Below are 24,315 nucleotides of genomic sequence, written 5' to 3'. Positions count from 1 at the left end.
CATTCCCCGGACAAGGAGACCGGTCCGAGGTACCTTGTTTTGCGTACCACCAATCCCCCTCAGAGAGCCTTCATGCCCGTCCGACACCGCGCCGCATCCCCCCAATCCCCTGCTCCCAAGGGAGAGCTCCGAGATGGCTTCAAGTTCGGCGCGGGGCGGCTGGCGCTGGACCTGGCGGCGACGCTCCCGGGGCGCTTCACCTCCCCCGCGGACCAGCTCCAGACGACGAACGACCTGAGTCGTTGGCTGGTGGCCGCGGGCCTGACGGAGCAGCCGCAGCAGGCGTCGCCGGAGGAGCTGGTCGCGGCGCGCGAGCTGCGCGAGGGCATCTACCGGCTCGCGGTGGCGCGCACGCGCGGGGAGAGCTTCTCCGCGAGGGACCGCGCCATCGTCAACCGCTGGGCGGCGGAGCCGCCTCCCGCGCCGCAGCTCGGCCCCCGGGGCTTGATGTGGGCCGGCGCGGGCGTGCGCGGACAGCTCTCGGCGGTGGCGCGCGAGGCCGCGGAGCTGTTGGGTGGACCGCGCTCCGAGCGCGTGCGCGCGTGTCCCCAGGACGGCTGCGGCACCGTCTTCCTGGACACGTCGACCGCGGGCAAGCGCCGCTTCTGCGGAAAGACGGCCTGCGCGAACAAGACCGCGAGGAAGCAGGCGCCGAAGGCGCCCCCCGCGCCCCAGCGCAAGCGCACGCGCTAGCGTCCCGCCACCGCCGGGCGGACCGCGGGCGCGTCCCCGCCGTTCACGACCGCGCCCGCTCCAGCAGCTTCCGGGCGTGGGCGTCCAGCGCCTCGCGCAGCGCGTCTGGCCGACGCACCTGGAAGGCGAAGGGCAGCCGCGCCAGCTCGCGGGCGAACCAGTCCAGGTCGTCCGTCTGGCCGCGCAGCACCACGCCCTCCGGCACGACCTCCAGCACCCCCAGCGTGGCGAACAGCTCCCGCCGGGCGACGTCGAGCCGCGTGTGGAGCAGCACCTCCACCGCGAAGGCGCGCGGCAGCGTGGCCACCGACAGCGTCACGTGGGCCAGCGCGTCGAAGTCCTCGGGGCGCTCGAAGTGGAGGTCGAGCGGCGCCACCGCGCGCACCCGGTCCAACCGGAAGGTGCGCAGCCCGTGGCGCAGGTGGCACACGCCCACCACGTACCAGCGCCCCGCGCGCCAGGCGAGCCCGTACGGGTCGAAGTCGCGCTCGCTCACCTCGTCGCGGGCCGCCTGGTAGCGCATCCGCACGCGCTGGCGGGCCTGGGCCGCCGCGCTCAAGGAGACGAGGGCGGTGTTGTCGAGCGTCTCGCGCGAGCGGGAGAAGTCCAGCGTCACCGTCTCGTCCACCGCGCGCACCCGGCGCTTGAGCGGCGCGGGCATCACCCGCTCCAGCTTGGCCTGGGCGCTGGCCACCGCGGGCGCGGCCTCCGACAGGCCCAGGCCCCGCGCGGCCAGCAGGCCCACCGACAGCGCCAGCGCCTCGTCGTCCGTGAACACCATGGGCGGCAGCTTGAAGCCCGCGACCAACAGGTAGGCGCCGTCGCGCCCCCGCTCCGCGGTGACGGGGATGCCCAGCTCCTCCAGCTGGACGATGTAGCGGCGCACCGTGCGCCGGTCCACGTCGAGCCGCCGCGCCAGCTCCGAGCCGGTCATCCGCCCGTGCGTCTGGAGCAGCTCGAGCACGGTGAGCACACGCGTCGTGGGGCGGGACATGGCGCGCAGCCTAATGCGTGGCGCGCCGCTTCGCGTACAATCCCTCGCGCCGTACACCACCCGTCGTGATTGAGGCTCGCATGCTCCAGAAGCTCCTGGCAGTGGCGTGTGTCGCAGCGGCATGGCTCGGGGTCGGGTGTGGTGGGGGAACACAGGACGAGACGGCGCCGGACGCGCTGGAGTCGTCCGAGCAGCGCATCATCTGGTTGTGCGAACCGAACGACCGCTGGGTGCGCACCTGGTATTCCAACGCGGCGAAGACCCTCGTCACCGGGTGGGACTTCTGCTGCGACGGCGTGGAGACCGCGTCCGGCTCGCGCGGCGGCTACTACTCGCAGCAGTCCTACGCGACGTGCGGCCTGCCGGAGGCCTGAGCGGGCCGGGAGGCCACGCGGCGCCCACGTCCGAATGAGGACCGGTTCCGCCCTAGATGCTCCGTAGGGTCCGCCACGTGCTCCGGTGAAGACGCGCCGGGGCCCATGGCCCTTTCCGGGCGGAAGGCACACGGAGCCCCATGACTCACACCCCCCACCTCTGGCTGTTCTTCGTCCTGGTGTTCGGCATCGTCCTCCTGCCCGGGCTGGACATGGCCTTCGTGCTGGCCAGCTCGCTGGTCGGAGGGCGGCGCGCGGGCTTGTGCGCGGTGGGCGGCATCGTCGCGGGGGGCGCCTGCCACGTCGTCGTGGGCGCCACGGGCGTGGCGGTGCTGCTCACCGTCCTGCCCCTGGCCTTCAACGCGCTCCTGTGGGCGGGCGCGCTGTACGTGGCGTGGATGGGGCTGTCGCTGTGGCGCGGCGGGGCCGCGTTCCAGCCCTCGCCGCTGGAGGCCCCCCGCTCCTCCCTGTCGACCTTCCGGCGGGGAGCCGTCACCAACCTGCTCAACCCCAAGGCCTACGTCTTCATGCTGGCCGTGTTCCCCCAGTTCCTGCGCGAGGAGTACGGCCCGCTGTGGCTCCAGGCGCTGGTGATGGGGGCCATCATCGCGGTGACCCAGGTGGCGGTGTACGGCGCCATCGCCCTGGCCGCGGCCCGCGCGCGCGGCTGGCTGGAGGCTCGACCCTCCGCCAGCCTGCACGCGGCCCGCGTGGTGGGCGCGCTCATGATGCTCGCCGCGCTCGTGACGGCCGTGGAGGGCTGGCGCGGCGCCTGAGCCCTCCTCCGGCCGTCACTCAGACCCGCCTGGCGGATGCCGAGTGGATGGCTCTCAAGAGGAGGAGCAACACCACCGCCCCGATGAAGGCCACGAAGATGGTCCCCGCCAGTCCACCGAAGGGCTGCCCCGCCCCCAGCGCCCGGAAGATGAAGCCACCCAGGAAGGCGCCCACCACGCCCACCACGATGTCGCCAATCAGGCCATAGCCTCCGCCGACCACGGCCGACGCCAACCACCCGGCGATGAGGCCGATGACCGCCCAGACCAGAATCGTTTCCAATGACATCTCATCCCTCCTCGGCGCGATGTGTTCTCGACGAAGGGTATGCACTCCGGTTCACGCCCGGCCGGAAGCCGCCACGTCCGAACGGCGGGCAGGCAGGCATCGGAAGATTCGACTGCTTTTCCTCGTTTTTCCACTATAGCAATGACAGCCATCCCGCGGGAGGACACGCATGGAATACGGTCGGAATGATGCATCCGGAATGAAATATCGCGCATGGGTGCTGGCGGGGCTCACAGCCGCGTTCACCGGCTGTGCGGCGGACGCGAGCGAGGAGCCGGCGGCGGAGGTGGAGGGCCCGCGGGCGCTGGCCGCCTGTTCGTACACGGTGACGACGAACACGTACGACGGCCCGGACTACTGGGGCACGCTGGTGTTCAAGAACACGGGGACGAGCGCGATGACGTCGCCGACGATTTCGTTCGGCGTGCCGGGCGGCGTGACGTGCGACCACGACGAGCCGGGCTGGACGCACACGCAGACGGGCAGCACGTGTGTCTACTCGCGCACGTCGGGCCTGACGGTGGCGGTCAACGCGTCGTACACGTTCTATTACTCGACGAACTCGAACACGTCGTGGACGGCGGGCAACGTGGGAATCACCGACCCGAGCTGTGGCGGCACCACGCCCGAGCCGGGGCTGACGGCGAACCAGAAGAAGGTGGCCGAGGCGCTCACCAGCATCTGGGAGAACGACACGCCCACGCTCGACTACGCCTACTCGGAGAACATCCAGGACGGGCGCGGCTACACCAACGGGCGCGCGGGGTTCTGCACGGGCACCGGGGACGCCATCCAGGTGGTGCAGTGCTATGTGAACCTGCGCAGCGCGGGCAACGGCAACCTGCTGGCCAAATACATGCCGGGGCTCACCACCATCAACAACCGCTTCCTGTCCACGGGCCAGTCGCAGGCGTCCACGTCGGAGCTGGACGTGCTCGGCGACTGGCGGGCGGACTGGGCGGCCAGTGACACGAACACGACCACGCGCGCGGACTTCAAGGCATGCCAGGACCAGGTGAGCGACGCGCTGTACTACGCGCCGGCCATGGCGGAGGCGCGCAAGTGGGGCCTGGCCACCGCGCTGTCGCGCATGGCGCTCTACGACGCGTACATCAACCACGGCGAGTCCGGCGCGAAGAGCATGATTCGCGCGGCCAACACCGCCGTGGGCAACAGCGGCCAGGTGGCGCCGGTGGTGGGCTACAACGGCATCACGGAGACGGCCTGGCTCCAGCGGTTCCTGGAGAAGCGCCGCGACGTGCTGGCCGCGGACTCCACCTGGGTCGACGCCATCGACCGCGTGGCCGCCTACGAGAAGCTGCGCCGCAAGGGCAACTGGGACCTGTCCGCCGCCGTGCGCAACGACGTGCGCGCCCGCGACTGCTGGAGCACCGCCTATCCGGTCAGCGGCTACACCGTGCGCAACATCAACCCGGATGGCACCTGGAGCACGCCGGGCACGTACACCTTCGCGTGCCAGTAGCTCCGGCATGAGCCCCCGCGCGACACCGGCCGCGCGGGTGGACCACCGCTCACGCCTCCCCTCGGGCCCGGACACGGGCCCGAGCCCGAGCCCGGCTCAGCCGGCGACGGAGGGCCGGGGCGAAGGCGCGCGGACGAGCCGCGCCTCCAGTCGCGAGCGCCACTTCAGCGCGGGCCGCTCCACGCCGTGGTGCAGCGCGAGCGACGCGAGCAGCACCGCCACCGCGCCTCCCAGCAGCGTGACGGGGTGGAAGGCGTCCAGGCCATACGGCTCCAGCGCGACGCGGACGTTGTGCTGCACGGCCTTGTGGGTGAGGTAGAGGGTGAAGCTCAGCAGCGCGAAGGTCTTCGCGCCGGGGACGCGGGCGCACACGCGCGAGGCGGTGGGGCCCGACACGGCCACGAGCAGCGCCCCGTAGCCCAGCGACGTCAGGGGGAAGGCAATCATCGTGTAGGGCAGGTTCCGGAAGTACGCCTCGTTCAGCCAGAGCACCCCGCCCAGACACGCGAGCCCCACCACCGCCAGGGCGCCCGCGCGCGGCCCTCGCGTCCAGCGCTCCCAGACCGCGGGCCGGAAGACACGCAGCGCCGCGAGCAGCACGCCGAACGTCAACCCGTCGAGCCGCGCATACGTCGGGTAGTACAGGAGCGTGTCGTAGCCGCGCCACCCGATGTCATCCGGTCCGAACATCGAAAAGTGGCGCTGCCACAGGACACCCCGCAGGAGCATGCCCGCCGCCACCAGTCCCGCCGCGCCCACGAGGAGGTGCGCAGCCCGGACGCGTCCGCGCAGCGCGAGCACCAGGAGCGGCAGCGCCAGGTAGAAGTGCTCCTCCACGCACAGCGACCACGCGTGGGAGAAGCCGTTGCGGCGCAGTCCGAAGTTCTGCGTGAAGGTGAGGAAGCGCCACGCGGGCGTCTCCAGGGGACTCTCGCTCCACGCGGGGACGAAGACGTACAGGGCCACCACGATGAGGTAGGGCGGCAGGATGCGCAGCGAGCGCCGCAGGTAGAAGCGCTTGAAGGACGGCTCCTCGCCCCGGGCCACCTGCTCCAGGAGCTGCGAGCCGATGAGGAAGCCGCTCAGCACGAAGAACAGCTCCACGCCCGTCCATCCGAAGTTGGCGAGCGTCCGGTACGCCTCGTGCCCTTCGGGACGCGGGTAGTGGAAGAGGACGACGATGAAGATGGCCAGCCCCCGGAGCAGGTCCAGGCCGGCGAGGTGACGCGGTTCGGTGGTGTTCAGCGGAGTCGGCTTTCAGCGGCGGGGATGCACTGGATGCTAGAGGACATCCCCCCCGGAGGTCGTCACCCGAACTCGCGGCCCGGTGCGTTTCACCGGGTCGCGCCCGCGCGGTGGAACGGGGTTGGCTGGAATATCCGGGATGCGCCCGCCGCGGTAGGCTGTCGGGCATGCCGAGCGTGAGCCCCGAGGCGCGACTGGAGGAGTGCCGACGCCGGCTCCACGGCGGGACGTGGCGGGACATCGTGGTGCTGACCGGCGCGGGCATCTCCGTGGCCTCTGGACTGCCCACCTACCGGGGCCCCGGCGGCCTGTGGACGCTCCCGGGGACGCGGGCCGTGCCGGACGCGGAGACGTTCGCCAACGCCCCGTCCCGCCTCTGGTCCCTGTTCGGGCCGCTGCGCCGCCAGGTGGAGGCGGCGCGCCCCAACGCCGCGCACGTGGCGCTGGCGGACTGGGAGCGGCGGCTGTCGCCGGAGGCGCGCTTCACGCTGCTCACCCAGAACGTGGACGGGCTGCACTCACGCGCCGGCAGCCGGCGGGTCGTGGAGCTGCACGGCTCGCTGCGACACACCCGCTGCGGCGCCCCGGACTGCGCGCTGGAGGCCTACGTGGACACCACCACGCCGGAGCACGCGCCCGGCTGTCCTCGCTGCGAGTCCCCCCTGCGGCCGGACGTCGTCCTCTTCGGGGAGCCCCTGCCGGTGGACGCCGAGCACACGGCGAAGCGGGCGCTGCGCGACTGCGACCTCTTCCTCGCCGTGGGGACGTCCGGACAGGTGACGCCGGCGGCGAACTTCGTCCGGGGCGCGAAGTACGCGGGGGCGTGGACGGTGATGGTGAACCTCACGCCCATGGAGCCCCGACACCCGGACTTCGACACGGAGCTGCTGGGGCGCGCCGAGGACGTCCTGCCCCGGCTGCTCGCCCCCGACGCCGCCTGACGGCGCGCGCGGGCGTGGTCTACAGTCCGCGCCACGCATGGCCGAGGCGCGACGACCCAGCTTCCGGTGGAGGGAGGTTCCCAGCCTGCTGTCGGCGCGGCTGCTGGCGGCGTTCCTCCTGCCCACCCTGCTCTTCCTGGCGGTGACGGGCACCGCCGTGTACCAGCGGGCGCACGCCATCCTCGAGGAGGAGCTGGGCACCAGCCTGTCCGCCATCGCCGCCGCGGTGGCCAGCCAGGTCAACGGCGAGCGCATGCTCACCATCGAACCGGGGGACGACGTGGACGCCACCCGCACGTGGCGCAACGGGGTGCGGCTGTTCGAGGCGATGCGCGAGGCCAGCGGCGTGCGCCGCGTCTACGCGGTGGACGTGAACGGCCGCGTGCGCCTGGACGTGGGTGGAGGGCTGCCCGTGGGCGCGGAGGTGCCGGAGCTGGCCCGGGACCGGCTGGAGCTGGCGCGCGTCTTCGCAGGCGAGCGCGCGGCCAGCCAGGTGCTCTTCGCCGGCTCCGACGGCCAGCTGTACAAGACGGGCTACGCCCCCATCCTCGACGCGGGGCGCGTGGTGGGCGCGGTGGGCGTGGAGGGCAGCGCGGCCTTCTTCGGCCCGCTCCAGCAGTTGTGGCACACGTTCCTGCTCCTGGGCGCGCTCGCGCTCGCGGCGCTCGCCGTCATCGCCCTGCTCACCGCGCGCGGGCTCGCCCGTCCGCTGCGCCGGTTGATGGACTCCGCGCTGCGCATCGGCCGGGGGGACCTCACCACGCCGGTGCCGCCGGAGCCCACGCGTGAAATCGGCGTGCTCGCGGGCGAGCTGGAGGTGATGCGTGGCGCGCTGGAGAGCCGCGACCGGCAGTTGAAGATGATGCTCGCGGGCGTGGCCCACGAGGTGCGCAACCCCCTGGGCGGCATCGCCCTGTTCTCCGGCCTCCTCGACGAGGACCTGAAGGCCGGCGCGCACGCGGAGGCGGGCGAACACGTCCAGCGCATCCAGCGCGAGGTGGCCTTCCTCCAGCGCATCGTCGAGGACTTCCTCGCCTTCGCCCGCGAGCAGCCCCTGGCCCGGGCGCCGGTGGAGGCCCCCGCGCTGCTGTCCACCGTGCGGGAGCTGCTGTCCGCGGACGCCAGCGCCCGCGACGTGGCGGTGGACGTGGAGGCCGCCCCCGCGGTGCTGGAGGCGGACGGCAGCCTGCTCACCGCCGCCGTGCTCAACCTGGTGAAGAACGCCGTGCAGGCCTCGCCCCGGGGCGGGCGCGTACACGTCCGGGGCCTGCCCCAGGACGGTGGCTACGCCATCCGCGTGCACGACACGGGCGGCGGCGTCCCTCCCGCCGAGCACGAGCGCGTCTTCGAGCCCTTCTTCACCACCCGCGAGAAGGGCACCGGGCTGGGGCTGCCCCTGGCGCGGAAGATCGCCCGCGCGCACGGCGGCGAGCTGCGCCTGGACTCCACGCCGGGCGACACCACCTTCACCCTCACGCTGCCTCTGGGGCACCCTCCGCCCCCACGTTGAACTGGCGCGACATCTGCCCCACCTCGCCGGAGACGTGGGTCAGCGTCCGGGTGGCCTCCTGGGTGGACTCCAGGTGCTTCATCGTCACGTCCATGACGTACGCCAGGTCCACGATGGCGGTGGAGATCTGCGAGATGCCCGCGTTCTGCTGCGTCACCGCCGCGGCGATCTGCCGGGCCGCCGACGAGTTCTCCCGCGACATGACGGACAGCCCCCGCAGCGACTCGCCCGACGCGCGCATCTGCTCCAGCCCCGTGCCGATGATGCGCACGCCCTGCTCGCCCATGGAGGCCGCGTCGCGGATGCCCTCCGTGACGTCCTGGAGGATGAGGTGGATGCGGCGCGTGGACTGGAGGGACTGGTCCGACAGCGCGCGCACCTCTCGCGCCACCACCGCGAAGCCCTTGCCGTGCTCCCCGGAGCGCGCCGCCTCGATGGCCGCGTTGATGGCGAGCAGGTGGGACTGCGACGCCAGGTCCTTCACCGTCTGGGTGATGTCGCCAATCTGCGACGCGCGCTCGGCCAGCCGCGCCAGCCGCTGCTGGATGCCGTCCACCGCGCCCCGGATGTCCGCCAGCCCCGCCATGCTGTGCCCCACGGACGCCTCGCCCGCCACGCCCAGCTCCTCCGAGCGCCGCGCCACCTGCAGCACCGCCTCCGCCCGCTCCGCCGCCAGCAGCGAGGTGCGGCGAATCTCCTCCGACGTCGTCTGCGCCTCGTGCAGCGCCGCGGCCTGCCGCTCCAGGCTCTGCTGCTGCTCGACCTGGGCCGTGCGGAGCTGCTCGCTCGCCTCGCCCAGCCGCGCCGCGGCCGCCTGCAACGCCAGGGGCAGTTGCCGCAGCCGCGCCAGCACCGCGTCCATCCCCGCCGCCAGGTCTCCCATCTCGTCCGTGGACACCCACGCGGGCGCCGTCACGCGCCCCGCCGCCAGCGCCTCGATGGCCTCACCCACCGCCCGCGCCGCGCGGGCCTGACGGCGCGCCAGCATCCACGTGGTGATGCCCGGCAGCAGCAGCAGCCCGCCCACCCACATCAGGCTGAAGGCCAGGTCCCCCGCGAGCACCCCGCCCAGGTCCATCAACAGCCGCGCCGACCGCAGCGCCCCTTCCCCCACCAGCTCCCCGTGCAGCTCGTCGCGCAGCGAGGTCAGCTTCACCATCACCACGCACCCGCTGAGCACGAGCGCGGAGACGATGGAGCTGCCGAAGGTGAACGGCAGGAACCAGGCCTGCCGGGGCCAGGTGGGCCCCCGCCCCACGAGCGCCGTGTCCGGATGGCGACGCCGCTCCTCCAGCGCCAGCGGCAGGAACAGCCGCTCCAGGGACACGCCGATGGGGAAGCCCAGCAGCACGCCGCAGCACACGCCGATGACGGTGCCCAGCACCACCTGCGACACGTCCTTCTGCCACGTCAGGCACACGTGGAGGCTGAACCAGAAGCCCCCCAGCGTCCACCCGACACACGACGTCCCCACCGCGGCCCGCCACGGCAACCGGAGGATGCGCTCCAGCCGCGCCCCCGGCCGGTCCTCCGCGTCCACCCGCAACGCGTCCCGCACCAGCCAGCGCAAGAACAGCCACGGATACAGGACCCCCAACCCGATGAGGATGGGCGGCAGCACCCACGCCACCGCGCGCACCCCTTCCCACCCGGAGACGCCCATGGACATGCCATTGAGGTACGCGGCGATGGGCGCCGCCGGCACCACCCAGGCCATGAAGACCCCGAGCGCGCGCCAGCGGTATTCACGAACAACCAGGTCCTCGGAATGCATGCGGGTCGCCTTCCCGTGCCGTGCGGCCACGTATCAGACACATCTCGGTCACTGGGACCTGAGCCGCTGATTTCCGCACGGCCGCGCTGGGAAAGCGAGTCACCCCCGACCTCTTCCCGCCGATACGACACAAGACACACCCGCCCCTGTCGAAAGACATACAAACCCAGCAAAACAAAGACATCCAGAAGACCTGGGCGAGCGGGCGAGCGGCGTGTGTCTCAATCTTCACAACACGCGCGGATGGCGGCCGAATACAGGCGCAGCGAGGTGCGCGCGGCGGCCTCCACGCGTGCGGGTGCGTCGCCGTCCGGGGCGGTGGCCAGCTTGATGATTTCGAGCGCCTCGTGTGGGTGGGCGTCGTCGTACCGCGCGTGGGCCTTGAGCCACATCATCGACGCGGCGTCGATGCGCGCGCCCTCGGCGGCGTACGCGCGGAAGGGCTCCACCACGTCCCGGGTCCACACGCCGGTGATGCCCTCGATGGCCCAGTTGGACGCGGCGACGCCCTCCGCCAGCGACCCTTGCGCGCAGGTGCGCAGGAGGTGCGCGTGCAGGGCGCGCAGGTGTGGAGACAGGGGCCGCGCGAAGACGGCCTCCGGCTCGACGCCGATTCCCCGCACCCAGTCGAGGTACCACTCGGCGTGCTTCGCCTCGACCGCCATGTTCTGCAGGAGCCACCGGCGGATGCTGGCGTCCCCCCGGCGCAGGCCGTACGTCGTCTTCGCCAGCGACAGCCCCATGTACTTGGGGAACGCCTCGACGATGGCGAAGAAGCCCGACAGCACGCGGCGCCAGTGTCTCAACGGCGGCCGGCGGCCGTCCGCGGTGTCGCGGAACAGGCGCGGCCAGCACGCCACCTCCCAGTCCTCGCGCAGGGAGGCCCGCATCGCCTCCACCCAGGGAGGATGGGGCGTGACGACGAGCGGCGGGGGCGCGTAACGGCGGACACGGGACTCGAACCTCGGACCACTCACGACATTGCCGGGCGTCGACATGGCTCGCTTTCCGCTCCGGCGGCGGTGGACCCGACGGGGCCCAGCCATGCCACCCGCACGGAGCCCGCCCAAGCTGATGGCGGGGCCACTGCCCGGCAGGCTGTCCGCAAGGGTGAGACATTTTTCTCACCACGCTGTGCGGCTTGCGTCCGGAAGGCCACCTCGGGCGCGACACGAGCGCCGCGCCGTTGACGACACGACGCCTTCACGCCCCCGCGCGCACCGCCACGTCCCGCGCCTTCTCCAACAGCCGCCGCAGGGGCGCCTCGTCCGCGCGCGCGAGCGCGTCGTCCCAGGACAGCCACTGTGCCCCGGTGGACTCCGCGGGGTCGAAGGCGAGCGACTCCGGGTCCTCGGCCACCACCAGGAAGCGCACGTCGAGGTGCTGGTGCTCGGGCTCGTCCTTGCGCGCGGGGATGGTGTGGATGTCCACGTCCAGCGGCAGGGGCGCGGAGGGGTGCGGCGCGACACGGCAGCCGGTCTCCTCGCGCGCCTCGCGCAGCGCGGTGGCCCCCATGTCGCCGCCGTCCGCCGCGTCCGCGTGCCCGCCCGGCTGCAGCCAGCGGCGCAGCTTGCCGTGCAACACCATCACCACGCGCGCGCCCGTGGGGTCCACCACCACGGCACTGCCGGTGAAGTGCGCCCCGGCCTGCGCGCGGGAGAAGGGTTCGGCGAGCGTCCCGGCGTGGTGCCGCATGCGCGCCAGGTCCTCGCGCTCCTTGTCGTCCGCGGGGACGTGGCGCGACAGGAGGGCCTGGAGGGCGGCGGCGGGAGGGGAGTGCATGCGTGCCCACGTATCCCCGGAGCCCCCCGGGGCGCCAGCGACTTCGCGCCCGCGGGGACGTGTACGGTTTCGTCCCGGGTGTACACTCCCGCCGCCCACCCGGGGCGGCCGGCCCCGAGGTGGCGCATGGAGACCCGGGCCCACCATGGCGCGCATCCTCGTCATCGACGACCACGACACCCTGCGCGAGGGAATGACCGTCACCCTCACGCGCGCCGGCCACGCCGTGTCGGCGGTGCGGGGCGGCCAGGACGCCCTGGCCGCGTACCGCAAGGCGCCCTTCGACCTGGTGGTGACGGACCTGAAGATGGACGGGATGGACGGCATCGCCGTCACCCAGGCGCTCAAGGCGCTGGACGCCGGCGCCGTGGTCCTGGTGGTGACGGCGTTCGGCACCATCGAGACGGCGGTGCGCGCCATGCAGGAGGGCGCCTTCGACTTCATCACCAAGCCCTTCACCCCGGACGTGCTGCGCGCCAAGGTGGACAAGGGGCTGGAGCTGGCCAGCACGCGCAAGCGGGTGGAGAAGCTGGAGGCGCGCACCGCGGCGCACGACGCGGACGCGGCGCGCTCCCACGGCACGAGCCTGGTGGGCGACAGCGAGCCCATGCAGAAGCTCCTGTCCCAGACGCGCCGCGCCGCCCAGAGCGACGCCACCGTGCTGGTGCGCGGCGAGAGCGGCACCGGCAAGGAGCTGGTCGCGCGCATGCTGCACCAGCAGTCCCCCCGGAAGGACGGGCCCTTCGTCGTGGTGCACTGCGCGGCGCTGGCGGAGACGCTGCTGGAGAGCGAGCTGTTCGGCCACGAGCGCGGCGCCTTCACCGGCGCGGTGAAGCGCAAGCTGGGCCGCTTCGAGCTGGCCGACGGCGGCACCCTCTTCCTCGACGAAATCGGGGAGATTCCCCCGTCGGTGCAGACCAAGCTGTTGCGCGTGCTCCAGGAGAAGGAGATCCAACGCGTGGGCGGCGAGGAGACGCTCAAGGTGGACGTGCGCGTGGTGAGCGCCACCCACCGCGACCTCGCCGCGGAGGTGAAGGCCGGGCGGTTCCGCGAGGACCTCTACTACCGGCTGCACATCGTCCCGCTCCTGCTGCCGCCCCTGCGCGAGCGCCCGGAGGACCTCACCCTGCTGGCCCGCCACTTCGTCGCCAAGCACGCCCCCCGGGTCAACCGCCGCGTGACGGGGCTGGACGACGAGGCCCTGCGCGCCCTCACCCGCCACGCCTGGCCCGGCAACGTGCGCGAGCTGGAGAACGTGGTGGAGCAGGCGCTCGTCTTCGCCGAGGGCGACGTGCTCACCACCGCCGACCTGCCCCCCCACCTCACCGGCGCCGCGCCGCGCATGGACGCGGGCCTGCCCGTGCCCCACGGCGACCGTCCGCTCCCCGACATCCTCGAGGACCTGGAGCGGCAGCTCATCGCCCGCGCCTACGAGAAGGCCGCCGGGGTCAAGACGGAGACCGCCCGCCTGCTGGGCATCAAGACCTCCGCGCTGTACTACAAGCTGGAGAAGTACGGCTTCCTCCCCAAGGGCACGCCACCCGAGGAGGGGTAGCCTCGGAAATTCGTGATCCCCTCCCCGCTCCCATGACTTTCCAACACCCTCGGCCACGCACCTTGTCCCACCTCCTGACCGCAGGGGCCCGGAATCGCAGTGCTTTTCCGGCGACGGGGCGGAGTGGAGCGGCGAGCGGGCTGGCATCCGCCTTGCTCCGGGAGCGCCGCTGATGAACCTCCGCTCCGCCATCCTCCTGCTGTGCGTGGTGCTGGGCGCACCCGCATGGGGTGCGTCCGGGGTGGAGGCCGCGCGGGTGCGGGCGCAGGCGGTCCGGACGGAGGCGCGGGGCCTGCGGGGTCAGCAGCAGGCGCTGCGCGACGAGCTGAACGCGCTGGCGTCGCGCATCGAGACGCTGAAGGCGGAGCGACAGGGGCGGCTGACGACGGGCTCCGAGCTGGAGACGGCGCTGCGGCGCTCGCAGGAGCTGTCCGGCAAGCTCACCGGGCTGGCCCAGGCGGTGGCGACGGCGGAGGGCGAGTCGGAGCGCGCGCACCTGGCGCTGCACCAGGCCCTGTCGGAGGAGCTGGCGCGGCTGCGCGCCGCGTGGGACGACACCCAGGAGCGACAGGCGCGCGCGCGGCTGCTGGAGGTGATGCGCGCCACGCGCGAGGAGCGCGACGCGGTGCGCGCGGCGCTGCCGGCCTCGCGCCTGCCCACGCTGGAGCGGGCGGCCCCCGGCGGCGACGACCCGGAGGACCTGCTGGAGCAGGCGGACACGCTGCGCGACGCCGAGGACAAGGTGCGCGAGCGGCTCAAGCTCCTGCGCTCGCGAATCACCGAGGCGCGCGAGGAGAAGGACCTGGATCGCCGGATGAACGACTTCCTCGGCGAGGAGTCGATGTTCGACGAGCAGGACCGGCGGCTGCGGCTGCGGCTGAGCTCGGACGCGACGCTCCAGGTGGAGCCCACCCAGCGCTCCGGCGGCATGTTCGGCGGCGAGGTGATGTCGGACGATTCGCCCCCCATGTCGGGCGGCCCCAACCCCACCAGCCCGGGCGTCGGCGGCAACCCGTCGGAGCCCTCCCTCCCGTCCCCGCCTCCTCCCGCCCGCGCCACGGACCGGCGGCCCCAGTTCGACGGCGTGCGGGCCCAGGCGCTGGCGGCGGGTGGCCCGGCGGACCTGGCGCAGATGGAGGCGGAGGCGAAGCGGCTGGAGTCGCTGGCGGGCGAGCTGGACGGACGGGCGGGCGCCCTGGAGCGCCGCGCGAAGGAGCTGACGGCGCCCTGAGCGCCGCGGCGCCTCAGAGCAGGCCCGTCTCCACTTCCAGCCGCACCACCGCGCGCAGGCGCACCTCGCGCTCCGGCGTGCGGCCCTTGCCGCGGATGATGATGCTCACCGAGGGCGTGGCCACGTAGGGCTGCAGCTCCGTGTCCGCCACGTTCAGGGACAGCGTGGGGTGGGGCGGCCTGGGGCTGGCGCGCGCGACGTCCTGCTTCCAGGCGATGCGCGTCTCCCGGTCCCCCGCGCGGATGTAGAACTCCACGGTGTCCAGGAAGGTGAAGTCCTGGTCGTTGGGGGAGAGGACCTGGAGCGTCAGCGAGTCGACCCGGGCGGACGTCACCTCGCCCTTGGTGATGCCCTGGTTCTTGAAGTCCTGGTTCTGGTCGAAGTCCATGCCCGCCAGGCTGCTGATGGCGGGGAAGGCGTTGAGCTCGGTGCTGCCGCCCGGCTGGCTGGCCGGGATGGTCGTCTCGCCCGTCACCTCCGTGGTGAACGAGGACTGGGCGCAGGCGGCCAGCCCGAGGCCGACCACCGCCGCGAGCAGGAAGGCAGGGCGCATTCCACCAATGTACCGGGAGGACGCCGCCGCGTCACCGTCGCCTGGCGGGCGGCCGGGCCCGCCCTCCCGCGAGTGGGGCATGCAGGCACGAGGCCGGCTATGGTCCGACCGTCGTGCATCGCTCCCGCCCCCCACTGCCGCTGCTGCTCGCGCTGCTCCTCGCGGCCCGGGGTGCGTCCGCGGTCGAATGGGAGGGCACCCTCAAGGGCACCGCGCGGTTGATGGTGGACACCAACGCGCCCCGGGACTTCGTCGACACCAGCAACCGCGCGCCCGGCGCGGACACGGCGCTCAGCGTGCTGGGCTCCGCCGAGGGCCGCGCCACCTTCGAGCGCACCCAGGTGGTGGGCCGCTACGAGCTGGGGGCGCGCAAGTACCTGGACTTCGCGGACGAGGACACGCTCATCCAGGCCGGCGCGCTGGAGGGCTCGCTGGCCCTGGGCACCGAGTTCGGCGTGGGCGTGGAGGGCCACGCCAAGGACCGCCGCGGCGGCTCCCGGGACTACTCCGACCTGGGGACGAGCGTCTTCGCCGAGTACGCGCCGGACGTGCGCCTGGCGCTGCGGCTGCGCGCGGGGGCCCGGCGCTTCGTGTACCGCCCGGACGCCACGGCCAACTTCGGCGGCCCGGAGCTGGGGGTGCTGGGGCGCTACCGCTTCGACCGGCGCCACAGCCTGTCGCTCTTCGGGGACTTCGGCACGCGCCGCTTCGGCATCGAGGCGCGCGCCCGGCCAGGGGCCCTGGGCTCCCGGGTCGGACGGCGCGAGGACGGCGCGCTCACCGCGGGCGTCACGTACGCCTACCGGGGCCCGGTGTCGCTGGGGCTGACGTACTCGTACCAGGAGTCGTCCTCCAACAGCTTCGGCGAGACGCTGCTGCGCCACCGCGTCACGGGCAACGCGGGGGTGCGCCTGCCCTGGCGGGTGACGCTGCTGGCGCAGGGCTCGCTGGGGTTCACCCGCTACCCGGACGGCATCTTCCTCTCGCCGGAGATCATCCTGGTCGAGGAGGACGAGGGGCAGAACTCCCTGTCCCTCAAGCTGGCCCGGCCGGTGTCGGACCACGTCGACCTGGAGGTGACGTGGGGCCTGTGGAGCACCCGCCTGCCGCGCAACGACCTCTCCTACACGCGCCAGGTGTTCGGCGTGGGCTTCACCTGGCGCGACTGAGGGCCCTTCAGCCCAGGTCGGCGATGCGCTCGTCGATCTCCTCGGCGAGCCCGGGGTGGTTCTGGGCGAGCGCGTGCTCGCGCGCCTGGGTGAGCACCTCGCGCGCCCGCTCCGGGCGCCCGGCCCCCGCCAGCGCGTCCCCGAACGCCACCAGCGCGGCGGCGTAGGTCGCATCCAGGCGCACCGCGCTCTCCAGGGCGGCGGCCGCCTCGGCGTACTGCTTGCGCTCCAGGTAGAGCTTCCCCAACGAGAAATGGCTCATGGGGGAGTCCGGGAAGTCCGCCACCATCTTCTTGAACTGTTCCAGCCGGGCGTCGCTCATGGACACCCCCTTAGAGGACCCATGGCGCGTTGCCAAGGGTGCGGTAGGGTGCGCCGCACATGGCCACGAAGAAGAAGACAGGCACCCGGAAGACGAGCAGCCCCCGCGCCAAGAAGTCCCCCGCCCCCAAGGGCAAGGGCAAGGGCAAGGGCAAGGCGCCGGCCGCGAAGGCCCCGGCGAGGAAGAAGACGGCGGGCCGGGCTCCGGCGCGCAAGAAGGCGAAGCTCCCGGTCGTCCCGCAGCAGAAGGCGGGCCCGGAGGAGAATCCGCAGGCGAAGGCGCTGGCGCACCGCATCGGCCAGCTGCTGGTGGACAAGAAGGGCGAGGAGGTCGTCGTCCTCGACGTGCGGGGCAAGACGTCCTACACGGACTACATCGTCGTCACGTCGGCGGAGACGGACCGTCAGGTGCTCGCCATGGCGGACAACGTCCAGGTGGAGCTCAAGAAGGGCGACGCGCCGGTGCGCGCCATCAGCACGGAGGGCCTGGAGACGGGCCGCTGGGTGCTGCTCGACTACGGCGAGGTGGTGGCGCACCTGTTCCTCACGGACATGCGCTCCCACTACGACTTCGAGGGGCTCTGGGCGGACGCGGCGCGGGAGAAGCTCTCCTGAAGGTCCGCCTGCTCTCCATCGGCAAGGACCGCTCGGGCCTGTACGAGCCGGCGGTCCAGGAGTACGCCCGCCGCCTCTCGCACTACACCCGCTTCGAGCTGGTGGAGCTGTCGGAGGCGAGCGGTCGCAAGCTCAAGCCCGGTGACGCGAAGTCCGCCGAGGCCGACGCCATCCTCGACAAGCGCAAGCCCCAGGACCTGGTGGTGGCGCTGGACGAGCGCGGCGCGCTGCTCGACTCCGTGGAGCTCAGCCGCTACGTCGCCAAGGCCCAGGTGGGCGCCAAGGACCTGCTGTTCGTCATCGGCGGCGACGAGGGCCTGGACACGCGCGTGCGCGACGCGGCGAACCTGACGCTGTCGCTGTCGAAGATGACGCTGCCCCACCGGCTGGCGCGCGTGGTGCTCGTGGAGCAGCTCTACCGCGCGTTCACCATCCTGAAGGGCGAGCCGTACCACAAGTAGGCGGCCTCGCCGCGGCGGGCACCGGGGTGGGGCGTCAGGCGCCGCGCACAGGGGGCGTCTGCGCAAAAATCATGAGCACCGCCCCCTCCTCCGAGTCCACCGCCCCCGCCGCGCACGCCCAGGTGCGCATCATCGCGTCGTCCCAGTCGTGGATGGAGGGAGAGGCGGTACGACAACTCGAGGCCGTGGCGCGGCTGCCCGGCATGCGCCTGGCGGTGGGACTGCCGGACCTGCACCCCGGCAAGGGCGCGCCGGTGGGCGCGGCCTTCACCTCCGAGGGCCGCTTCTATCCCTACCTGGTGGGCAACGACATCGGCTGTGGGATGGGGCTGTGGGACGTGGGGTTGCCGGCGCGCAAGGCGCGGGCGGAGCGGTGGGCGGCGAAGCTGGACATCGAGGGGAGCTGGCACGGCGACGTCGACGGATTCCTCGACGAGCACGGGGTGAAGCCCACCGGCTTCGAGGCGGCGCTGGGCACGGTGGGCGGCGGCAACCACTTCGCGGAGGTGCAGCGGGTGGAGGCGGTCCACGACGCGGAGGCCTTCGCGTCACTGGGCCTGGCGGCGGACCGGATGCTCCTCCTGGTCCACTCGGGCTCGCGCGGGCTGGGCGAGGCCGTCCTCCGGGCCCACGTGGACCGCCACGCGGCGGGCGGGCTGGTGGAGGACTCGGACGAGGCGCGGGAGTACCTCACGCGTCACGACCACGCGGTGGCGTGGGCCCGCGCCAACCGGGCGCTGGTGGCGCGTCGGGTCCTGGACGGAATCGGGGCGCCGGGCCGCCGGGTGTTGGATGTCTGCCACAACAGCGTCACCCCCAGACACGGCCCCGGCGCGCGGCAGTGGCTGCACCGCAAGGGCGCGGCCCCCGCGGACGAGGGCCCGGTGGTGATTCCCGGCAGCCGCGGCGCGCTCAGCTACCTGGTGCTCCCCCAGGGGGACGGCGCCGGCAGCGCGCACAGCCTGGCGCACGGCGCGGGGCGCAAATGGACGCGCACCTCCGCCCGCGAGCGCATGCGGGAGCGCTTCACCGCGGAGTCCCTGACGCGCACGTCCTTCAAGAGCCACGTGGTCTGCGAGAACAAGGACCTGCTCTTCGAGGAGGCCCCCCCGGCGTACAAGCCCATCGACCGCGTGGTGACGGACCTGGTCGAGGCGGGGCTGGCGCGGGTGGTGGCCACGCTGGCGCCGGTGCTGACGTACAAGACGCGCTCCCACGAGGAATGACGCGCTCCCCACCCCGGGAACCAGGGGTCCCCGCCCTGCTTTTTGTGCTCTCCCGTCCGACGCCCGCGTGGTTAGGGTTCGGGCATGAAACCCGCGCACAAGGTCCTGCTGTGCATCCTGGATGGCTGGGGTCTCCGCCAGGAGCGTGAGTCCAACGCCATCCTCCTGGCCGGCACCCCGAACCTCGACAAGCTGACGGGCCCCTACCCGTTCACCGAGTTGCAGACCGCGGGCCTGGCCGTGGGCCTGCCCGAGGGGCAGATGGGCAACTCGGAGGTGGGGCACACCAACATCGGCGCGGGCCGCATCGTCTACCAGGACCTGGTGCGCATCAACCGCGCGGCCGAGTCCGGTGAGCTGGCGCAGAACCCGGTGCTGCGCGCCGCCATGGAGGGCGTGAAGGCGGACGGCAAGGCGCTGCACCTGTTGGGGCTGGTGTCGCCCGGCGGCGTGCACTCGTCCATGGAGCACCTGTTCGCCCTGCTGCGCGCCGCGCGCGAGAAGGGCCTGCCGCACGTCTACGTCCACGCCTTCCTCGACGGGCGCGACACGCCGCCGCAGAGCGCGCTGGGCTACGTGGAGGAGCTGGAGCGCTTCCTCCACGAGACCCACGCGGGCCGCATCGCCACGGTGGGCGGGCGCTACTACGCCATGGACCGCGACAAGCGGTGGGACCGCGTGCAGCTGGCCTACGAGGCCCTGGTGTTCGGCAAGGGCCCCCGGGCGCCGGACGCGCTGTCCGCCATCCGCGCGTCCTACGCGGAGAAGGTGACGGACGAGTTCGTGAAGCCCACGGTGATTGCCAGCGGCGACGGCACGCCGGTGGGCCGCATCCAGGATGGCGACACCGTCCTCTTCTTCAACTTCCGCGCGGACCGCGCGCGGGAGATGACGCAGGCGCTGGCGCACCCGGAGTTCAAGGAGTTCGACCGGGGCGGGCTGCGGCTGGGCCGCTACGTCTGCATGACCCGGTACGACGAGACGTTCGACCTGCCGGTGGCCTTCGCGCCGGACCAGCCGCAGGACATCTTCCCGGAGCTGCTGTCGCGCCAGGGGCTGCGCCAGCTCCGCACCGCGGAGACGGAGAAGTACGCGCACGTCACGTTCTTCTTCAACGGCGGCCGCGAGGTCGTCTACCCGGGCGAGGACCGGCACCTGGTCCAGAGCCCGCGCGACGTGAAGACGTACGACCTGAAGCCGGAGATGTCCGCGCGCGAGGTGACGGCGGAGCTGGTGCGGCGGCTGGACTCCGGCGCCTACGACTTCGCGCTGGTGAACTTCGCCAACCCGGACATGGTGGGCCACAGCGGCCGGCTGGACGCGGCGATGCAGGCGGTGCGCGTGGTGGACGAGTGCCTGGGCGTGCTCGGCAAGGCGTGCGAGCGCAACGGCTGGGTGATGGCCATCTCCGCCGACCACGGCAACTGCGAGCAGATGGTGGACCCGGTGACGGGCGAGCCGCACACCGCGCACACGCTCAACCCGGTGCCCTTCCACCTCATCCACCCGGCCTTCCGGGGACAGAAGCTGCGGCCCGGCATCCTCGCGGACATCGCGCCCACGCTGTGCAAGGTGATGAACCTGCCCCAGTCGAAGGAGATGAACCGGCAGGGCGTGCTGCCCTGACGAGACAGGCCCCCGCGCCGACACGCGGCGCGGGTGGCCTTGGAGCGACGAGGGCGGGAGGCCACTTCGCGAGCCCGCCCTGGCATCCGCTCGACTAGCGGACCTCGGGGCAGTCCCAGATGCGCTTGGTCCCGGTGGGGAACACCGAGTACGAGCGACAGGTGCAGACGTAGTCCGTCCAGATGCCGTCCGTGCAGTTCTGCGTGGAGCCCACGCTGGTGCACGCGTCCTGGTCCAGGTCCCAGCAGTACTGGAGCAGCGGCGGGATGAGCCGCGCGCTGGCAGCCGGGTCCTCGCTGACGAGCTGTGCCTCGTAGCTCGCCTCGGCGGAGGCGGACTGCTCGGAGGCGCCCGCGAGGAAGGGCATGGACAGCGCGGCGATGAGGAGGAAGTGCTTCTTCATGGTGGTTGCTCCTGCGGTGAATCCCGCATTCGGGGGGCGCCGCCCAAAGAAGTGTGGACGGCGAATCTACTGTAAACAAGTTGCTGAAGCGCCCCTGACAAATCCCTCCCCGGACACCAGACACTTGCCCGCAGCGCGCTCCGGGCCCGGGAAATGCGACGGGAAGCCCGCGCCTGCGTTGTGTGTCTCATGGCGCGACACGCATCCCACCCCGTGGACGCCGGTCGGACGCTGCGCGCCGAGGTGAGACCCGCGCCCATCCCAGGCGGCCCGTCGGATGCATCAGGCCCGGACGCGTGCTGCAAGCCCTCCTCGAGCTGCTGTATCCCCCCGCCTGCGTCGCGTGCGCGCGGGTGCTGCCAGGCGCCGCCTCCTTCTGTGAAACCTGTGACACCGCGCTGGAGCGACTGCCGCCGGTCCGCTGCCGCGGCTGTTCGGAGCCGGGACGGTTCCCGGGGGACACGTGCCCGCGGTGCCGCGCCGCGCCCCCTCCGTTCACCCGGGCCTGGGCGCCCTTCGTCCACGAGGGGCCGGTGGCGCGCGCCATCCACCGCTTCAAATATGCGATGTAAAGGAGATTCGCTCCGTCGAACTCCTGAGTGTTCGCGGGGTTACAACGCCCCAAGTGTTCACCCAAGTTCGCCCCCGGCCACTTGTCGTTGTCATTTCGTTGTTACGGAGCGAGGGGCCGAGCGACGGTAACCCGGCCCCTCTTCGTTCCTACGGTTCGACGTGGAGCGGATTCAACAGCCCTGCTCCGTCCAGCAGCTCCCGCACTCGCTCAGCTAGCGCCAGATGCTCCGGGTTGCTGGCCGTGAAGCGCTCGGGGGTGAGGACAATCAGCGTGCCCTTGTCCTCCACCTTCTCGATGCGCACCGGGGCGGGTAGGGGGGGCACGGTGCCCCGGTGTTGGGCGAGATAGGTCACCCAGCCGACGTAGGGCGACCTCGCGATACGCCCAGCTTCGACCTTGTCGCGGTGTTCGTGGGACATCGCCACGCCCCAATCAGGCTCCCATGCCGCGGCGGTTTCTCGCAGCATGTTCGACAAGACGGACGCGCTCAGAACGTGGGCCGCACTCGTGCCGGGACGAGGCAGATTGAACACGCATCGATTGACCGTTCGAGCATCGTAGCTCCCGCACCTAATTAGGAATCCACAATCCTCATGGGCCTTGGCTTCGCCGTTCCATCCACCGATGTGGAACCCAATGTCCTCGAAGACAGGGTCCCTGTTCTTCCGGATGAACCGGGTCAGCTCGTCATGAGCCGGCCGAAGTGGACGCTTCAACGACGCTTCCATGGTCTTTGCCGTCTCGTACCAGCGCGCCAAAGATGGATCTGCGGTCGGGAGCCCCTTTAGAAAGCGCTCCAACCGTTGTGCGCAGTCCTCTGGGCCTTCCTTTCGTGGCCCCCAGTAACCACCAGCGTAATAAGTCTCACTCACGAACATTCACCTTCACGGCTTGGGCGGAGTGAAGACGACCTCTACACCCCGAAGATCGTTATCGCTCAGCAACTTCTGAATGGCTCTGGCGGCACTCTCTTCAGCGACATGCCACCTGATGGTCGCTCCCCTCGCCGCGCGAAACTGGCGGTCGGCCTGCGCAACGAGCGACCTCGCCCCTGAGTTATTGAACCAGGATTTCGGGTCGAGCCCCTCGAAGAACTTGGCGTAGCCCGGCCCCTTCGCCTCAAGCAGCACGCCCCTCTCGAACCCATCGAACTTTACGCCTCTAACCCAGTATGCCTCGTCCGCCGAGTGCCCGGAGATCTGTTCCTGGTAGCGCCGTGCACGAGGGGACATCTTCTCGTTAGCAGGCCCCCACTTGCCGGGCTCCTCTTGCGGTGCTCCCTCGTTAGCTGCCGTACTCGCCCGCTGGAGGATGCTGGCTGCTCCGGGACCGCCCCCGAGCACCGCAGCCGCCCGCCCCACGGGCACCGCCACACGTTCGATGGTCAGGGCCCCCTGGGCGGATAGAGCCAGCGCGGGCACCGAGACTTCCGCTCCCGCGAGGGCTCCCGTCACCGCTCGTGTCGTGGCCCCGGCCGTCCCTGTCGTGAGGAGAAGGTTCGTCGTCAGTTCGGCGACCGCCTCGATTTGCTCCCCGCGCGTCATGTACCGGAAGCGCTCGAAGTAGGCGGGCGACGACTCGATGAGCGCGGCCACGCCTGCCGGCAGGTTCTTCAGGGAGGCGATGCTGTCCAGCGGGTAGGTGAAGAAGTGGCCGATGGAGAGCGCCAGCTTCACGACCGCCGACTCGGCCCCATCCAACGCGCGGCCCACGTAATCCGCGTCGTCGTAGACCTCCGCCACTGGGCGCCCATCCACTTCCCGCAGCTCGTCATCCAGCAGCCGGTAGACGCCCGAGTGTCCCGAGTAGAAGCGCCCCAGCTCGAAGCGGTGCGCGCGGAAGGCACCGTCCTTCCACTCGACGGGCGCGACCCGTTGCTGCGTCCTCCCACTCAGTACCCACGCCATGCAGCCGTCAGGACGGAGCACCGCCAGTTGAGAGAAGCGCTCGACCTGGCGCACCAACTCAGGCCGCGACAGTTCCCCGCGCTCCAGCACGACGCGAAGCACACGGCCCACCGCGAGCCGCGCAGGGAACTGCCCCAACGTCACGGGCTTGCGCAGCAGCTCCGACATCAATCGCGCGGCCTGTGCAGGCGTGAGCGAGGCGCCTGGAATCGGTCGCTCGTCCCGGTCCTCCAGCCCGGCGTTCGTCAGCAGCTCTTCCCACACGTCCCCGCTCCGGACGCTCCCGCCCGTGGCGCTGTTCGACGTGTCCGAGCGAAACGTTTGGTGGTGACGATTCCGGTCGCCGTCCGAAGACCCGGCCAGCGCATGGAGCTGCCCCAGAAGTCGGGGGTCGTGCGGCAGCTCCCCACGAGCAACGCCCGGCAGGTGGCGCACCAGCCCCCGACGACCCGAGGCTGGCGTCATCGAGGCGCATCCAGTGGCCAGCAACGCCACGGCCAAGAGCAAGGCGTCAGCGCGCATTGTCCACCCCCAGGCCCACCGAGGCGAACGCACCCGGTCGCAACGTTCCGTCCGCCGTGGGGAACAGCAGCGTGCCACCCGTCCCCATCGCGTAGAGCTTGCCGCCCAGGAACCTCCAGCGAACCTCCGCCGACCCGAGGTAACGCGCCCCCGGCTTGCCCGCACCGACGGCGAGGCCCTTCACGGCCACTTCCAGGGCACGCTCGAAGAGCTGAACCGCCACGCGACCGTCCACGTCGACGCGCCCCCACGAGAAGGCTTCCGCGCCCACTGAGAGGCTCAGGTGTCGGG

25 protein-coding genes and 1 pseudogene are annotated in these 24,315 nt (G+C 72.0%); 14 read left to right on the top strand and 12 right to left on the bottom strand.

Annotation, left to right across the window (positions count from 1 at the left end; all coding sequences use genetic code 11):
* Positions 1-72: 72 nt before the first annotated feature.
* Entirely contained in the window at positions 73-693 is a 621-nt protein-coding gene (locus LZ198_RS32250) for a CGNR zinc finger domain-containing protein (protein ID WP_253975964.1), read from the top strand.
* Between the two features lie 43 nt (positions 694-736).
* On the opposite strand, the gene LZ198_RS32245 is transcribed toward LZ198_RS32250, so the two are convergent.
* Positions 737-1,687 (bottom strand): helix-turn-helix transcriptional regulator, encoded by a 951-nt coding sequence (locus LZ198_RS32245; protein ID WP_253975963.1) that lies wholly within the window; start codon positions 1,685-1,687, stop codon positions 737-739.
* A gap of 80 nt (positions 1,688-1,767) precedes the next feature.
* Here LZ198_RS32245 and LZ198_RS32240 point away from each other — a divergent pair, with 80 nt between their 5' ends.
* Complete coding sequence (locus LZ198_RS32240; protein ID WP_253975962.1) at positions 1,768-2,061, top strand: hypothetical protein; 294 nt, start codon at positions 1,768-1,770, stop codon at positions 2,059-2,061.
* Between the two features lie 140 nt (positions 2,062-2,201).
* Positions 2,202-2,837, top strand: coding sequence for a LysE family translocator (locus LZ198_RS32235; protein ID WP_253975961.1), 636 nt, complete (start codon positions 2,202-2,204; stop codon positions 2,835-2,837).
* A 19-nt stretch (positions 2,838-2,856) separates the two neighbouring features.
* Here LZ198_RS32235 and LZ198_RS32230 read toward each other — a convergent pair whose 3' ends face one another.
* Positions 2,857-3,126, bottom strand: a complete 270-nt coding sequence (locus LZ198_RS32230; RefSeq protein ID WP_253975960.1) for a GlsB/YeaQ/YmgE family stress response membrane protein — start codon at positions 3,124-3,126, stop codon at positions 2,857-2,859.
* A 199-nt stretch (positions 3,127-3,325) separates the two neighbouring features.
* Here LZ198_RS32230 and LZ198_RS32225 point away from each other — a divergent pair, with 199 nt between their 5' ends.
* Entirely contained in the window at positions 3,326-4,609 is a 1,284-nt protein-coding gene (locus tag LZ198_RS32225) for a chitosanase (RefSeq protein WP_253975959.1), read from the top strand.
* Between the two features lie 96 nt (positions 4,610-4,705).
* On the opposite strand, the gene LZ198_RS32220 is transcribed toward LZ198_RS32225, so the two are convergent.
* Positions 4,706-5,815 (bottom strand): acyltransferase family protein, encoded by a 1,110-nt coding sequence (locus LZ198_RS32220; protein ID WP_323383134.1) that lies wholly within the window; start codon positions 5,813-5,815, stop codon positions 4,706-4,708.
* Between the two features lie 206 nt (positions 5,816-6,021).
* Between LZ198_RS32220 and LZ198_RS32215 the strand changes: the two genes are divergently transcribed.
* Together LZ198_RS32215 and LZ198_RS32210 are read left to right on the top strand one after the other, a co-directional pair.
* A complete protein-coding gene (locus tag LZ198_RS32215; protein WP_253975958.1) occupies positions 6,022-6,795 on the top strand; it encodes an SIR2 family NAD-dependent protein deacylase in 774 nt (257 codons plus the stop codon).
* Between the two features lie 37 nt (positions 6,796-6,832).
* On the top strand, positions 6,833-8,305 hold the full coding sequence (locus LZ198_RS32210) for a sensor histidine kinase (RefSeq protein WP_253975957.1): 1,473 nt from the start codon (positions 6,833-6,835) through the stop codon (positions 8,303-8,305).
* Here LZ198_RS32210 and LZ198_RS32205 read toward each other — a convergent pair.
* From LZ198_RS32205 to LZ198_RS32195, 3 genes are all read right to left on the bottom strand, one after another.
* Positions 8,268-10,079: a methyl-accepting chemotaxis protein gene (locus LZ198_RS32205; protein ID WP_253975956.1), complete on the bottom strand. Its 1,812-nt coding sequence runs from the start codon at positions 10,077-10,079 to the stop codon at positions 8,268-8,270. The two genes, LZ198_RS32210 and LZ198_RS32205, sit on opposite strands and share 38 nt — an antisense overlap.
* 221 nt (positions 10,080-10,300) lie before the next feature.
* On the bottom strand, positions 10,301-11,077 hold the full coding sequence (locus LZ198_RS32200) for a TenA family transcriptional regulator (RefSeq protein WP_253975955.1): 777 nt from the start codon (positions 11,075-11,077) through the stop codon (positions 10,301-10,303).
* A gap of 205 nt (positions 11,078-11,282) precedes the next feature.
* On the bottom strand, positions 11,283-11,861 hold the full coding sequence (locus LZ198_RS32195) for an NUDIX hydrolase (protein WP_253975954.1): 579 nt from the start codon (positions 11,859-11,861) through the stop codon (positions 11,283-11,285).
* Positions 11,862-12,006: 145 nt separating this feature from the next.
* Between LZ198_RS32195 and LZ198_RS32190 the strand changes: the two genes are divergently transcribed.
* Positions 12,007-13,416 carry a sigma-54-dependent transcriptional regulator gene (locus LZ198_RS32190; protein ID WP_253975953.1) on the top strand — a complete coding sequence of 470 codons (1,410 nt, stop codon included), beginning with the start codon at positions 12,007-12,009 and terminating at the stop codon, positions 13,414-13,416.
* A 172-nt stretch (positions 13,417-13,588) separates the two neighbouring features.
* A complete protein-coding gene (locus LZ198_RS32185) occupies positions 13,589-14,647 on the top strand; it encodes a coiled-coil domain-containing protein (RefSeq protein WP_253975952.1) in 1,059 nt (352 codons plus the stop codon).
* A gap of 13 nt (positions 14,648-14,660) precedes the next feature.
* Here LZ198_RS32185 and LZ198_RS32180 read toward each other — a convergent pair whose 3' ends face one another.
* Positions 14,661-15,200 carry a hypothetical protein gene (locus LZ198_RS32180; protein ID WP_253975951.1) on the bottom strand — a complete coding sequence of 180 codons (540 nt, stop codon included), beginning with the start codon at positions 15,198-15,200 and terminating at the stop codon, positions 14,661-14,663.
* Between the two features lie 113 nt (positions 15,201-15,313).
* Here LZ198_RS32180 and LZ198_RS32175 point away from each other — a divergent pair, with 113 nt between their 5' ends.
* Positions 15,314-16,369 (top strand): hypothetical protein, encoded by a 1,056-nt coding sequence (locus tag LZ198_RS32175; RefSeq protein ID WP_253975950.1) that lies wholly within the window; start codon positions 15,314-15,316, stop codon positions 16,367-16,369.
* A 7-nt stretch (positions 16,370-16,376) separates the two neighbouring features.
* On the opposite strand, the gene LZ198_RS32170 is transcribed toward LZ198_RS32175, so the two are convergent.
* The gene (locus tag LZ198_RS32170; RefSeq protein WP_253975949.1) at positions 16,377-16,691 is read right to left on the bottom strand and encodes a tetratricopeptide repeat protein; all 315 of its coding nucleotides are present in this window, start codon (positions 16,689-16,691) and stop codon (positions 16,377-16,379) included.
* Between the two features lie 59 nt (positions 16,692-16,750).
* Between LZ198_RS32170 and rsfS the strand changes: the two genes are divergently transcribed.
* The 4 genes from rsfS to gpmI all read left to right on the top strand — a co-directional run bounded on the left by rsfS (position 16,751) and on the right by gpmI (position 20,618).
* A complete protein-coding gene (gene rsfS / locus LZ198_RS32165) occupies positions 16,751-17,305 on the top strand; it encodes a ribosome silencing factor (RefSeq protein ID WP_253975948.1) in 555 nt (184 codons plus the stop codon).
* Complete coding sequence (locus LZ198_RS32160; RefSeq protein ID WP_323383133.1) at positions 17,302-17,766, top strand: 23S rRNA (pseudouridine(1915)-N(3))-methyltransferase RlmH; 465 nt, start codon at positions 17,302-17,304, stop codon at positions 17,764-17,766. The genes rsfS and LZ198_RS32160 overlap by 4 nt, the downstream gene beginning before the upstream one ends.
* 71 nt (positions 17,767-17,837) lie before the next feature.
* Positions 17,838-18,992, top strand: coding sequence for an RNA ligase RtcB family protein (locus tag LZ198_RS32155; protein ID WP_253975947.1), 1,155 nt, complete (start codon positions 17,838-17,840; stop codon positions 18,990-18,992).
* 84 nt (positions 18,993-19,076) lie between these two features.
* Positions 19,077-20,618 carry a 2,3-bisphosphoglycerate-independent phosphoglycerate mutase gene (gpmI, locus tag LZ198_RS32150; RefSeq protein ID WP_253975946.1) on the top strand — a complete coding sequence of 514 codons (1,542 nt, stop codon included), beginning with the start codon at positions 19,077-19,079 and terminating at the stop codon, positions 20,616-20,618.
* A gap of 94 nt (positions 20,619-20,712) precedes the next feature.
* Here the strand turns inward: gpmI and LZ198_RS32145 are convergent, their stop codons facing one another.
* The gene (locus LZ198_RS32145; RefSeq protein WP_253975945.1) at positions 20,713-21,021 is read right to left on the bottom strand and encodes a hypothetical protein; all 309 of its coding nucleotides are present in this window, start codon (positions 21,019-21,021) and stop codon (positions 20,713-20,715) included.
* A gap of 296 nt (positions 21,022-21,317) precedes the next feature.
* On the opposite strand from LZ198_RS32145, the gene LZ198_RS32140 reads away from it, so the two are divergent.
* Positions 21,318-21,593, top strand: coding sequence for a double zinc ribbon domain-containing protein (locus LZ198_RS32140; RefSeq protein ID WP_253975944.1), 276 nt, complete (start codon positions 21,318-21,320; stop codon positions 21,591-21,593).
* Positions 21,594-21,741: 148 nt separating this feature from the next.
* On the opposite strand, the gene LZ198_RS43505 is transcribed toward LZ198_RS32140, so the two are convergent.
* From LZ198_RS43505 to LZ198_RS32125, 3 genes and pseudogenes are all read right to left on the bottom strand, one after another.
* Positions 21,742-22,473, bottom strand: a complete 732-nt coding sequence (locus tag LZ198_RS43505) for an immunity 52 family protein (RefSeq protein ID WP_323383109.1) — start codon at positions 22,471-22,473, stop codon at positions 21,742-21,744.
* 6 nt (positions 22,474-22,479) lie between these two features.
* A complete protein-coding gene (locus LZ198_RS32130) occupies positions 22,480-23,766 on the bottom strand; it encodes a Tox-REase-5 domain-containing protein (protein ID WP_253975942.1) in 1,287 nt (428 codons plus the stop codon).
* Between the two features lie 247 nt (positions 23,767-24,013).
* Positions 24,014-24,315: pseudogene (locus LZ198_RS32125) on the bottom strand (hypothetical protein); the annotation flags it as partial.

The organism is Myxococcus dinghuensis (assembly GCF_024198235.1).
Classification (GTDB): domain Bacteria; phylum Myxococcota; class Myxococcia; order Myxococcales; family Myxococcaceae; genus Myxococcus; species Myxococcus dinghuensis.
This window is presented reverse-complemented; position numbering and strand designations above follow the sequence as displayed.

Bases quoted from the DNA above. Each gene is read 5' to 3' on its own strand.
- LZ198_RS32240 (WP_253975962.1), top strand. From the start codon at position 1,768: ATGCTCCAGAAGCTCCTGGCAGTGGCGTGTGTCGCAGCGGCATGGCTC.
- LZ198_RS32250 (WP_253975964.1), top strand. From the start codon at position 73: ATGCCCGTCCGACACCGCGCCGCATCCCCCCAATCCCCTGCTCCCAAG.
- LZ198_RS32200 (WP_253975955.1), bottom strand. From the start codon at position 11,077: ATGTCGACGCCCGGCAATGTCGTGAGTGGTCCGAGGTTCGAGTCCCGT.
- LZ198_RS32155 (WP_253975947.1), top strand. From the start codon at position 17,838: ATGAGCACCGCCCCCTCCTCCGAGTCCACCGCCCCCGCCGCGCACGCC.
- rsfS (WP_253975948.1), top strand. From the start codon at position 16,751: ATGGCCACGAAGAAGAAGACAGGCACCCGGAAGACGAGCAGCCCCCGC.
- LZ198_RS32185 (WP_253975952.1), top strand. From the start codon at position 13,589: ATGAACCTCCGCTCCGCCATCCTCCTGCTGTGCGTGGTGCTGGGCGCA.
- LZ198_RS32170 (WP_253975949.1), bottom strand. From the start codon at position 16,691: ATGAGCGACGCCCGGCTGGAACAGTTCAAGAAGATGGTGGCGGACTTC.
- LZ198_RS32235 (WP_253975961.1), top strand. From the start codon at position 2,202: ATGACTCACACCCCCCACCTCTGGCTGTTCTTCGTCCTGGTGTTCGGC.
- LZ198_RS32230 (WP_253975960.1), bottom strand. From the start codon at position 3,126: ATGTCATTGGAAACGATTCTGGTCTGGGCGGTCATCGGCCTCATCGCC.
- LZ198_RS32205 (WP_253975956.1), bottom strand. From the start codon at position 10,079: ATGCATTCCGAGGACCTGGTTGTTCGTGAATACCGCTGGCGCGCGCTC.
- LZ198_RS43505 (WP_323383109.1), bottom strand. From the start codon at position 22,473: ATGTTCGTGAGTGAGACTTATTACGCTGGTGGTTACTGGGGGCCACGA.
- LZ198_RS32215 (WP_253975958.1), top strand. From the start codon at position 6,022: ATGCCGAGCGTGAGCCCCGAGGCGCGACTGGAGGAGTGCCGACGCCGG.
- LZ198_RS32225 (WP_253975959.1), top strand. From the start codon at position 3,326: ATGAAATATCGCGCATGGGTGCTGGCGGGGCTCACAGCCGCGTTCACC.
- LZ198_RS32210 (WP_253975957.1), top strand. From the start codon at position 6,833: ATGGCCGAGGCGCGACGACCCAGCTTCCGGTGGAGGGAGGTTCCCAGC.
- gpmI (WP_253975946.1), top strand. From the start codon at position 19,077: ATGAAACCCGCGCACAAGGTCCTGCTGTGCATCCTGGATGGCTGGGGT.
- LZ198_RS32180 (WP_253975951.1), bottom strand. From the start codon at position 15,200: ATGCGCCCTGCCTTCCTGCTCGCGGCGGTGGTCGGCCTCGGGCTGGCC.
- LZ198_RS32145 (WP_253975945.1), bottom strand. From the start codon at position 21,021: ATGAAGAAGCACTTCCTCCTCATCGCCGCGCTGTCCATGCCCTTCCTC.
- LZ198_RS32195 (WP_253975954.1), bottom strand. From the start codon at position 11,861: ATGCACTCCCCTCCCGCCGCCGCCCTCCAGGCCCTCCTGTCGCGCCAC.
- LZ198_RS32190 (WP_253975953.1), top strand. From the start codon at position 12,007: ATGGCGCGCATCCTCGTCATCGACGACCACGACACCCTGCGCGAGGGA.
- LZ198_RS32245 (WP_253975963.1), bottom strand. From the start codon at position 1,687: ATGTCCCGCCCCACGACGCGTGTGCTCACCGTGCTCGAGCTGCTCCAG.